Source organism: Amycolatopsis sp. GA6-003 (assembly GCF_046267895.1).
Classification (GTDB): Bacteria; Actinomycetota; Actinomycetes; order Mycobacteriales; family Pseudonocardiaceae; genus Amycolatopsis.
This window is the reverse complement of record NZ_CP176499.1, coordinates 62,890-72,493: the sequence shown is the minus strand read 5'-3', so window position 1 is coordinate 72,493 and position 9,604 is coordinate 62,890. Positions and strand designations below refer to the sequence as shown.

Annotated in this window: 9 protein-coding genes and 1 pseudogene; 2 read left to right on the top strand and 8 right to left on the bottom strand. The window is 72.7% G+C overall.

The features are described from left to right. The first annotated feature begins 30 nt into the window (after nucleotides 1-30). Nucleotides 31-540 (top strand): MarR family winged helix-turn-helix transcriptional regulator, encoded by a 510-nt coding sequence (locus F9C12_RS00345; RefSeq protein WP_409179998.1) that lies wholly within the window; start codon nucleotides 31-33, stop codon nucleotides 538-540. A gap of 768 nt (nucleotides 541-1,308) precedes the next feature. On the opposite strand, the gene F9C12_RS00340 is transcribed toward F9C12_RS00345, so the two are convergent. From F9C12_RS00340 to F9C12_RS00315, 6 genes and pseudogenes are all read right to left on the bottom strand, one after another. Next, entirely contained in the window at nucleotides 1,309-1,836 is a 528-nt protein-coding gene (locus F9C12_RS00340; protein WP_409467163.1) for a pyridoxamine 5'-phosphate oxidase family protein, read from the bottom strand. 53 nt (nucleotides 1,837-1,889) lie between these two features. Then, nucleotides 1,890-2,744: an MBL fold metallo-hydrolase gene (locus tag F9C12_RS00335; RefSeq protein ID WP_409464267.1), complete on the bottom strand. Its 855-nt coding sequence runs from the start codon at nucleotides 2,742-2,744 to the stop codon at nucleotides 1,890-1,892. Then, nucleotides 2,741-3,148: a RidA family protein gene (locus F9C12_RS00330; RefSeq protein ID WP_409464266.1), complete on the bottom strand. Its 408-nt coding sequence runs from the start codon at nucleotides 3,146-3,148 to the stop codon at nucleotides 2,741-2,743. The genes F9C12_RS00335 and F9C12_RS00330 overlap by 4 nt, the downstream gene beginning before the upstream one ends. Before the next feature lie 71 nt (nucleotides 3,149-3,219). Beyond that, nucleotides 3,220-4,202: pseudogene (locus F9C12_RS00325) on the bottom strand (zinc-binding dehydrogenase). 120 nt (nucleotides 4,203-4,322) lie between these two features. Next, on the bottom strand, nucleotides 4,323-5,636 hold the full coding sequence (locus tag F9C12_RS00320) for an FAD-binding oxidoreductase (protein ID WP_409464265.1): 1,314 nt from the start codon (nucleotides 5,634-5,636) through the stop codon (nucleotides 4,323-4,325). A gap of 72 nt (nucleotides 5,637-5,708) precedes the next feature. Continuing rightward, nucleotides 5,709-6,599 (bottom strand): LysR substrate-binding domain-containing protein, encoded by an 891-nt coding sequence (locus F9C12_RS00315; protein ID WP_409186980.1) that lies wholly within the window; start codon nucleotides 6,597-6,599, stop codon nucleotides 5,709-5,711. Between the two features lie 92 nt (nucleotides 6,600-6,691). Between F9C12_RS00315 and F9C12_RS00310 the strand changes: the two genes are divergently transcribed. After that, nucleotides 6,692-7,690, top strand: a complete 999-nt coding sequence (locus tag F9C12_RS00310) for a DMT family transporter (protein WP_409179993.1) — start codon at nucleotides 6,692-6,694, stop codon at nucleotides 7,688-7,690. On the opposite strand, the gene F9C12_RS00305 is transcribed toward F9C12_RS00310, so the two are convergent. After that, nucleotides 7,615-8,739 (bottom strand): hypothetical protein, encoded by a 1,125-nt coding sequence (locus tag F9C12_RS00305; RefSeq protein WP_409464264.1) that lies wholly within the window; start codon nucleotides 8,737-8,739, stop codon nucleotides 7,615-7,617. The genes F9C12_RS00310 and F9C12_RS00305 overlap by 76 nt on opposite strands. Then, a complete protein-coding gene (locus tag F9C12_RS00300) occupies nucleotides 8,730-9,557 on the bottom strand; it encodes an alpha/beta fold hydrolase (RefSeq protein WP_409464263.1) in 828 nt (275 codons plus the stop codon). The genes F9C12_RS00305 and F9C12_RS00300 overlap by 10 nt, the downstream gene beginning before the upstream one ends. Between the last annotated feature and the right edge of the window lie 47 nt (nucleotides 9,558-9,604).

Here is a 9,604-nt window from a genome sequence, read left to right as displayed (position 1 = left end):
AGATAATTACTGGTGTTAGAATACTCGCCCATGCCAGCGGAGCGGGACCACGTCGACGGAGTGATGGCGCAGATCACCGGCGTGCGCGCGGAAGACCGGGTCAGCAAGGCGCTGAGCTTCCGCCTGCTGCGCGCGGCCCGCCTGCTGGAAACGGAACTGCGCCGCGAATTCGACGCCTTCGGGGTCGGCCTGTGGGAAGTGGAACTGCTGGGCGCGCTCAAGCGAGCCGGTCCCCCGTATCGTCTTTCGGCCGGGCAGCTGCTGGCCAGCATGCGCCTGACGTCCGGCGGAGTGACCAAACGCGTCGCCGGACTGGAACGCAAAGGCTGGGTGAGACGCGACATCGACCCGGCCGACCGGCGGCAGATCCTGGTGAGCCTGACGGAGGAAGGACTGGCGCGGGCGCAGGAGGTGTTCGGCATGAAGACCCAGACGGAGGCCCGGCTGCTGGGCGTCCTGTCGCACGCGGAACAGGACCGGATGAACGACGACCTGCGGGCGCTGCTGCTGGAGTGGGAGGGACCGGAGGAACGGGCTTGAACCTCCCGGCGGTTTGCGCTGCGGGACGCGCCCCGCTCGTTTCCGCCTCCGCGGCCGAGCCCACCTGACCGAGGGGATTGATCGCGCGACGCGGCTCCGCATGCCGCCGCCGAACCCGCCTCACGCGCCAGGCCGACGGGTTCGATCGCCCGGCAACGCATGCCGCGGCCGAAGGTCGCGATCCTCCGATCCCGCAGCCGAACCCGCCGACCGCGCGGCCCGGCCGACGGGCTTCATCACCCTGCAGCGTAAGCCGCCGCCGAACCTGACGGACCGACAGGTTCGAGCATCCGGCAACTCGTGCGCAGCCGAATACCCCGTTCACTCCAACCCCGCTGCCGAGCCGCACGGCCCGACCGACGGAATTCCTTCAGCGCATGGCCGCAGCCCCACCCGTCAACCACGCTCAGGCCTGACAGATGCGATCGTCTGGCAACTCGTGCGCAGCCGACCACACCTTGCTCACCCCGCCCAGGCCGTGCCCGCCGACCGCACGGCCAGGCCGACGGGGTCGATCGCTCCGCAGCGCATGCCGCCCCCTCCCGACGTCCGCTCCCCTGCGGACGAGCCCGCCGACCGTGCCGGGACCGGCGGCGCGGCTGGCGGTTTCGCTCAGGCCAGCGAAATCCCCAACCGACACCGCCCTGCCGAGGCCGTCCCCGCGACAAGCCGGGCAATCGCAGGACCGCCCCGGATGTCCGGTCGCGATAACAAGCGATTCCGCACTGCGTAGTTCCGCAGCCGCCGAGGCAAAGGCAGGCACCGCGCTCACTCGCCAGCGAACTCGCAGCACGTCGCCCCGTGTGGTTCCGCCGAGGCGACTCCCACCGCGCGGCGCAAGGCAAGCCGGTACAGGTGCCACGGCGGCGGGCCCGCGCTGGGGGCGCTGAACGGCGCCGTCAAGGCGTCCCCCGTCGCGGTCGCCGGCCAGCCGCCGGAGCGGTAGACCTCGGCGAGGCGGGTCACGGTGTCGGTGTCGGTGACTCGGCGGGCATCGCCTTCCAGTATCAGGTCCAGGCCGCGCAGGCGGACCGAAATGCTGCACGCCGGGTTCGCCGCCAGGTTGCGGGAGCGGCGCGTGCCCGGGCCGCCGACGAAATACAGTGCGTCGTCCACCCAGACCGCGCCGACGCCCGCCGAGTGGGGGCGGCCGTCCGGGCGGACGGTCCCGACGAAGAACGTCAAGTCGGCGGTCGGGGTGTCGGTCGCCAGGACGGCGCGGGCGCGGGTCCAGGGCAGCGGGGCGTGGCCGTAGCGGTCGAGGTTGCGGGTCGAGGTCGGTTCGCAGTCAGTCATGCCCATGCGTCGAACAGGGTCCGGCTGAATCGACACCGCCGGAGAACAAAAGGTCAGCCGCCTCCCCACGGGACGGGGCGGTAGCGGAAACCGGCGCCGTCCCGGTCGATGCGTCCGGGGCCGAAGTGGGCGGGCAGGACCAGGGCGTCCCGTTCGACGGCCAGTTCGCACAGCCTTCGCCGGGACTCCGCCGCGACGGCGGGGTCCGCGTCGCCGCCTTGGGCCAGTGCCAGGTTCGAGAACTGGAACGGATGGTGCAGCACATCCCCGCTCGCCAGCGCGTGCCGGCCGCCGCCGCTGAGTTCGGCGATCAGGTGGGCGCTGGTGTGGCCGGGGAACGAGCGCAGGGTGACGCCGTCCGTGACCTCGTACGGGAGGTCGATCAACTCGACCAGCCCGGCCTCCACCACCGGGAGCACGCTGTCTTCGAACGTCCGGGCCAGGTCGGCCGCCACACCGTCTTCGGGAGCCGACGCGTGCACCTCTTGAAGCCAGGCGTACTCGTCGGCCGGGATCAGGTACCGGGCGCGCGGGAAGGTCGGGTCCCACGCACCGTCGACCAGCCGGGTGAAGCCGCCGCAGTGGTCCGGGTGCAGGTGGGTCGCCACGACGACGTCGACGTCCTCCGGCACGACGCCGACCGCGGCCAGGCGGTCCAGGTACGGCGTGTCGAACTGGTGGTGCGCCAGCAGAACCGGGCGTTCCTTGGCGTTGCCGTTCCCGGCGTCCAGCAGCACGGTCTGGTCCGGCGTGCGCACCAGGTACGTGGTGATCGAGAGGTCGAGATCGCCGCGGTGGTCCCCCAGTTCCTCCGGGGTGACCGCCGGGAACAGCTCGGCCGGGGCGAAAGGCCAGTGGTCCAGTTCGGTGACCGGATCGATCCGGAGCGGCCCGAGCGTGACGGTCATCGCGGCACCGCCGCCATCGCCTCGATTTCCACGGCCAGCTCCGGCTTCGCGAGCGCCGACACGACGATCAGCGACTGCGTCGGCCAGTCGCTCTCCGGGAACCACCGGCTGAACACGTCGCCGGTCGCCGCGCGGAACCCGGGCAGGTGCTCCGCGCCGGCGACCATGCTGAACACCTTCACCAGATGCTCCGGCCCGGCGCCCGCCGCGGCGAGCACGCGTTCGATGTTCGCCAGCGCCTCGCGCGCCTGCGCTTCCGCGTCCGGCCCGGCCAGCGTGCCGTCCGGGCGCGCGCCGATCTGCCCGGCCACGACGACCAGATCGTGGCCTGCGGGAATCTGCGCGACGTGGCTGTAGCGGCCTATCGGGGCCGCGACCGTCCCGGGATTCCAGCGCTTGCTCATCAGATCTTCCCCTCCCTCGGTTCCTGCCCACAGTCCACCACGGGGCACCGACAAAAACTCACCGCCCCGCCTCAGCCGAGCGAAACCACCAGCTTGCCGAACTGGTCCCCGGACGCGAGGTCGGCCAGCGCACGCGGCCCGTCGGCCAGGTCGTAGACGCGGTGCACCACCGGCCGCACGCGGTGTTCGGCGACCAGCTCGACCATCTGCGAAAACTCCCGCGCGCTGCCCATCGACGTGCCCAGCAGGCTGATCTGCCGGAAGAAAGCTCGCGCAGCGAAAGCTCGACGTCCGGGCCGGTGGTCGCGCCCAGCGTCACCAACCGGCCGCCGGAGCGCAGCACGGACAGGCCCGCATCGAACGTCGCCGAGCCGATGCTGTCCACGACCAGGTCCACCGGTTCGCCGAGTTCGGCGGCCCAGTCGCCGCTGCTGCCGATCGCGCGTTCCGCGCCCAGTTCCGTTGCCCTGGCGAGTTTTTCGGGGCTGCGCGAGGTCACGCTGACCGTCGCGCCCGCGGCTTTCGCCATCGCGAGAGCGAACGTCGCGACGCCGCTGCCGATGCCCGGCAGCAGAACGTGTTCCCCGGGTTTCAGCCCGCCGCGAGTGAACAGCGCGCGGTAGGCGGTGAGCGCGGCCAGCGGCAGCGCGGCGGCCTCGGTCCAGCTCAGATGTCCGGGTTTCGGCACGACGTTGCCTGCCGGGACGACGACGTATTCGGCGAGCGTGCCGTTCGTCGGCACCCCGAGGATGGCGGGGATTTCCGGCACCTCGTCCGGCTCGGCCCAGCCGAGGGACGGGTTGACGACCACCTCGGCGCCGACCTCGACGCCGGCGCCCGCTCCCGCCTCCGCGACCACCCCGGCCCCGTCCGAGCCCAGGACGGCCGAGGGGTCCGCCGGACCGCGACTGTCCACGATGAACAAATCCCGGTGGTTCAGCCCGGCCGCCTTCAGCCGGACCAGCACTTCCCCCGGACCGGGCCGCGGCGCCGGAACCTCCGCGACCCGCACCCCGCCGGCTCCCGCCGCGCCGCCGTGGACCACCGCCCGCATCGCTTTTGTTGTCACGTCCGCGAACCTAACAGGCGCGTCCGGACGGGGCCGCCCCGGCGCGAATCCCGTCACAGCGGGGAATTTTCCGCCCCGGACGCGGCGCGCGCGCCCGGGCGGAGGTCACCCCAGCGGGATGGCGCGGAAAACCCCGTCCGGGTCGTAGCGGTGTTTGATGTCCCGCAACCGGCCGGTGTTGCGGCCGAACGGGTCCGCTGAAGGCACATCGGGCCCCAGCAGGTTCGCGTACGCGCCGGGCAACGCGTAGGGGGCCAACGCCGCCGAGGTGGCATCCGCCCAGGCCCGGTCGTCGATGCCCTCCCCCATCCCGAGCACCTCCACCAGCAAATGGTCCTCCCGCAGCGGAAACGCCGTCTCCGCCGCCGAAATCCGGGCCGCGGCCCCGTGGAAGTGGTGGATCGACAGCCCGGACAGCGGCGACGTCCGCGCTTCTGCCTGCGCCGTCAGCACCGACACGACCTCCGGAGTGAACGCCGGAACCGACCGCGTGCGAATGGTGACCGAGCGGCCGCCGGGGAACATCGCGTCCCGGCGCGCGATCTCCGCCGCGTAAGACGAGACCGTCTCGATCTGCGCGGCGAGCGGCGTCCCGAGCCGGGCAAGGAAACCGTCGGGATCGGCGGGGCCGCACCACGTCGGCCAGACCAGCACGGACAGCGAACCGTCGGCGCCGGCGACGACGCCGGTCTGCACGGTGAGTTCGTCCGGCGCGTCCGCCTGGATTTCCGCTGCCGCGGCGAAAACCCGGGCCGCGTCGGGCGCCGGGTACCAAACCGGGCCGGTCGTGATCGGCGCCGCGGCGTGCAGCCGGACTCCGAGCGACGTCACCACGCCGAAGTTTCCGCCGCCGCCCCGCAACGCCCACCACAGATCCGGCAGCCGCGAAGCGTTGGCGAGCACGACTTCGCCGTCCGCGAGCACGATCTCGGCACCGAGCAGATTGTCCGCGGCGAGCCCGTGCTTGCCCAGAAAAGGACCGTATCCGCCGCCGAGCGACAGCCCGGCGAATCCGACCGTGCCGATCGTGCCGACCGCCGCCGTCAGACCGTGCACCTCAGCCGCGGCGAGCACGTCGTTGGCTTGGGCGCCGCCGCCGACCACCGCAGCCCGCCGTCCGGGATCGACCGCGACCCGGTTCAGCGGCCGCAGATCGAGCGTGATTCCGCCGTCCACGACAGCGCGTCCGGCCCAGTCGTGCCCGCCGCTCCGCACGGACAACGGCAGCCCCAATTCGCGCGCGGCGCGCACCGAGGCTTGGACATCGGCCGTGCTCCGGCATTCCACCACCACCGCCGGCCGCGCGACGACGGCCGCGTTCCACAGCGCCGCCGCCGATTCGTACTGAGGGCCGGACGCATGCACCTGCTCGGCAGGCACTCGGGTTCGCAAGGCACGGGCGGCATCCTCGGCAGTCATCGGCGGCTCCCCTGCTCGTCGAGTCCGACTCTAGGGCCGAACCGGCCGGAAAGGGCAGCCGCGCAAGAAGATTCAGCGGTTCACATATGCCGCCGACGCCTCGCCGAGCGCCTCCAGCGCCGCTCGGACCCCGCCGTGTGTCTCCTCGCCGGACCGGCACGCGGCGATGATCGTGCGGTTCAGCACCGGCCGCGTCGCGAGCATCCGGACGCCGTCCGGCACCGGTCCGCGGGCCAGCCGCGGGACGAGCGCGGCGCCGACATTGCCCGCGACGAGCGCCAGCTGCGTGACGTAACTTCCGATGGTGCAACTGATCCGCGGCTCCAGGTCCTGCGAACGGAGCACGTGCACGAGCCATTCGTAGCAGCCGGACCGGCCCGTCCAGCCGATCCACGACACGTCGTCCACTTCGGAGAGATCGACCGTGCGGCGGTGCGCGAGCCGGTGCCCGGCGGGCAGCGCGAGATCGGCGACGTCGGAGAAGAGCGTGACCTGCGTGATTCCCGGCGGCACCACGGTCGGCCGGTCCGCCCAGCTTTCGAACACCGCCACGTCGAGGTCGCCGGCCAGCACCTTCGGCAGCGTCTGTTCGGCTTCGCCCTCGCCCAGCGTCACGTCCAGCCTCGGGTGCTGTTCGGTCAGCATCGCGAGCGCGGGCGGCAGCAGCGCGTGCACACACGTCGCGATCGACCCGATCCGCAACGGCCCGAAGACGTCCTCGCGCAGCCGTTCGAGATCCGTGCGCGCTTCGGCCAGCTGTGCCAGCACGCGTTCGGCGTGCCCGGCCAGCACCTGCCCGGCGCGCGTGAGCCGCACGGTCCGGCCGCGCGGCTCCAGCAGCGCCTGGCCCGCTTCCCGTTCCAGCTTCGCCAGCTGCTGCGACACCCCGGACGGCGTGACATGCAGCGCCGCCGCCGCGCGGGCGACCGAGCCGTGCTGCGCGACCGCGTGCAGGGCACGCATCCGATCCACACTGAACACGGTAGAAATGCTACCGGATTTTCGCCACAAACATTCACTTGTCCTTGATAGTTAGCGCCCCCACGATAGAAGGCATGCCCACCGAATCCGCCCCGTTGCCGGCCGCCGGTCCGATCGCCGCGCTCACCGGCCGCGCCGACCCCCGGCTGCTGGCCGCGGCCGGCTGCCTCTGCATCGCGCTGACCTCGGTGCTCATCAAGGTTTCCGGGGCCAGCGGGGCGACCAGCGCGTTCTGGCGCTGCGCCCTCGCACTGCCGCTGCTGGCGCTGCTGGCGTTCAGCGAGGCGCGCCGGACCCGCGTGCGCGCGAAGATCCTGCTGCCGCTGCTGGCCGGGCTCGGCCTCGGTCTCGACTTCGTCCTGTGGGGCGAGGCGATCCCGCGGGTCGGCGCGGGCGTCGCGACCATGCTGCTTTCGGTGCAGGTGGTGATCGTGCCGCTGCTCGCGTTCGTCTTCCTCAAGGAGCGGCCGGACCCGCGGTTCAAGTTCGTCGCGCCGACGCTGATCGGCGGCATCGTGCTCGCCGGCGGCGTGTTCGGCTCGGCCACGACCGGCTCGAACCCGGTGCTGGGCCTGGTTTTCGCGCTCGCCGCCGGAGCCGGCTACTCGGGGTACCTGCTGCTGCTCCGGCTCAGCAGCAGCCCCGCCACGCAGGTTCGCTCGCTGTCGCTGGCCACCGTGTCGGCGGGCTTCGTGTCGGTCGTGCTCGGCCTGCCGTTCGGCCGTCTCGACCTGACGCCGAGCCTGCCCTCGCTCGGCTGGTTCGCCGCGCTGGCCGTCGTCGGACAGGTCGTCGGCTGGCTGCTGATCGCCGGTGCGCTGCCGCGGCTGGCCGCCTCGACCGGCGCCACGATGATGCTGCTGCAGCCGGTCGGCGCGGTCGCCTTCGGATTCCTGCTGCTGAGCGAACGGCCGGGCGTGCTGCAGCTCGTCGGCTGCGTGATCGTGCTCGGCGCGGTGTGCTTCGCCGGTCGCGGCGCGGCGAAGAAGCCCGCGGTTCAGCCGTCGGCCAAGCTCAGCCCGACCGCGTCGAGCAGCCCCCGCGCCATGTCCCTGAACTCGTCGCGACGGTGATCGACCAGGCCGTCCCCGCCGAGCAGCGCCGCGGCCAGCTCGTCGACCGGCCAGCAGACCAGCTTGCCGTGCCGTCCGAGCAGCAGCCCGACCTCCCGGATCCGGTACAGGTCGGCGACGTCGAGCCAGGCGTACAGCAGGATCTGCCACAGCCAGCGCCCGGCGCGGTCCGGATCGCCGACGGTCAGCACGGTTTTCACGTCCAGCAGCGTGCCGTCGGCGATCCCGTCCTCGGGGTCGAGCTTTCCGAGCAGAAGGTCGCCGTCCGCCCAGCCGGGCACGATGGTCGGCCCGGCGATCCCGAGCGGGCAGCCTTCCGGCGGTGCGCCGCCGAGCCGGCGCAATTCCCACAGCGCACCGTTGTCGTGCAAGCGTTTCGCGAGTTCCGCCAGTTCGGTCACCTGCGCGTCGGCGGGCAGCGCGCGCAGGTCCGCGATCGTGCCGCCGCCGTCGACGACCCGGGCGAGCCGGGGGTCGATGCGCCCGGAACGGTAGATGTCCTCGCACGCCGACAGCACCCAGTTCGTCCGTGCCAGCCCGGCCTCCGCGCCGGGTCCGCCGAGCACGCCGGGCGGCGCGTGCTGCGCCTGGTAACGGCGCGCGCGTTCCAGCAGTTCGCCCCACAGCTCCTCGGCGCCCGGGAGCGCCCCGGCATCCGGCAAGCCGTCGCCTAGGTCGAGCCAGGTCGCGGCCGCCGGGCGGATGCCGAGCGCCCGCGCCCGGTACTCCGGCGGAAGCTCGTCGTGCGTCGGGTACCGGGCGGCTTGCGCGTGCGCCCACGGGCCGCTGCCCCACTGCGCGCGCACGATGCCGAGCAGCGCGTAGTACGGCGGCGCGGGCTGCACGAGATCCGCGATCCGCTGGCCGAACGCGCCGCCGATCTCGGCCCAGTGCTGGCGCGGCGGGCGCGCGAGCGCCGGACGGACCGGCCGCACGCCGTTCGTCGCCTCCTCGACCCGGCGCGCGGCCGCGGCCGTGCCGGTGAAGACCCGGGCGCACCAGCGCGCGAGCTTCCCTCTCGGGTCGGCCAGCTCGGAGGTCAACGACACCCGGCCAGTATCTCCCGGGACAGGAACGGCAGCAGCAGATCGAGGAATTCGCGCGGACGGTCCAGCGGGACCAGATGCCCGCAGTCCGGCAGCAGGTGGCCGGTCAGGTCGTCGGCGAGCGGGCGCAACTGCCGTTCCAGCGCGTCCCCGACCGGATTCGCGCCGATGGCCATCGTGGGGACGATCAGCCGCTTCGCCGCCGCTTCGGTCAGCTGGCGGGCGCTCTCCGGCAGCGCCCGGTAGTACTCGAAGGCGCAGCGGAGCGCGTCGGCGCCGGTGTACGCCTCGGCGAACGCCGCCTGGATTTCGGGCGGCACGCCGCGGCCGAGCGTGCCCTGCTCGAGGAACCAGCCGACGTACTCGGCCTCATGTCCACAGAGGACAGTTTCGGCCAGGCCGGGCGCCGCGTGGAAACCGAACCACCACGGCGGGCCGGCCGGGAAACCCCAGGGCAGCGACTCCATCAGCACCAGGCGGCGCACCCGCTCCGGCTGCCGCAACGCCAGCAGCAACGCACCCGGCACCGCCAGGTCGATCGCCACCACGTCGGCGTCCGGCTCGCCCAGCGCGTCGAGCAGGCCCGCGAGGTCGGCGGCGATCGTCCCGGCGTCGAACCCGCTCTCCGGACGGCTGCTCGCACCGAGCCCGCGGAGGTCCGGCGCGATCACCCGGCGCTGCTCGGAGAGCGCGGGGAGCACCTTGCCCCACAGCTGCCAGGTGTGCGGAAACCCGTGCAGCAACACCAGCGCGGGCCCCTTCCCGGCGACGGCGACGTTCAGCCGGACCCCGTTCGCTTCGACCCGCCGCACCGCGTCCATCGGACCTCCTGTGGTTACCATTGGTTACCAGCACACGGTAGGTAATT

What these genes read in the sequence shown, in the direction of transcription:
- F9C12_RS00345 (WP_409179998.1), top strand. Translation starts at nt 31, where the DNA reads ATGCCAGCGGAGCGGGACCACGTCGACGGAGTGATGGCGCAGATCACC.
- F9C12_RS00340 (WP_409467163.1), bottom strand. Translation starts at nt 1,836, where the DNA reads ATGACTGACTGCGAACCGACCTCGACCCGCAACCTCGACCGCTACGGC.
- F9C12_RS00335 (WP_409464267.1), bottom strand. Translation starts at nt 2,744, where the DNA reads ATGACCGTCACGCTCGGGCCGCTCCGGATCGATCCGGTCACCGAACTG.
- F9C12_RS00330 (WP_409464266.1), bottom strand. Translation starts at nt 3,148, where the DNA reads ATGAGCAAGCGCTGGAATCCCGGGACGGTCGCGGCCCCGATAGGCCGC.
- F9C12_RS00320 (WP_409464265.1), bottom strand. Translation starts at nt 5,636, where the DNA reads ATGACTGCCGAGGATGCCGCCCGTGCCTTGCGAACCCGAGTGCCTGCC.
- F9C12_RS00315 (WP_409186980.1), bottom strand. Translation starts at nt 6,599, where the DNA reads ATGCGTGCCCTGCACGCGGTCGCGCAGCACGGCTCGGTCGCCCGCGCG.
- F9C12_RS00310 (WP_409179993.1), top strand. Translation starts at nt 6,692, where the DNA reads ATGCCCACCGAATCCGCCCCGTTGCCGGCCGCCGGTCCGATCGCCGCG.
- F9C12_RS00300 (WP_409464263.1), bottom strand. Translation starts at nt 9,557, where the DNA reads ATGGACGCGGTGCGGCGGGTCGAAGCGAACGGGGTCCGGCTGAACGTC.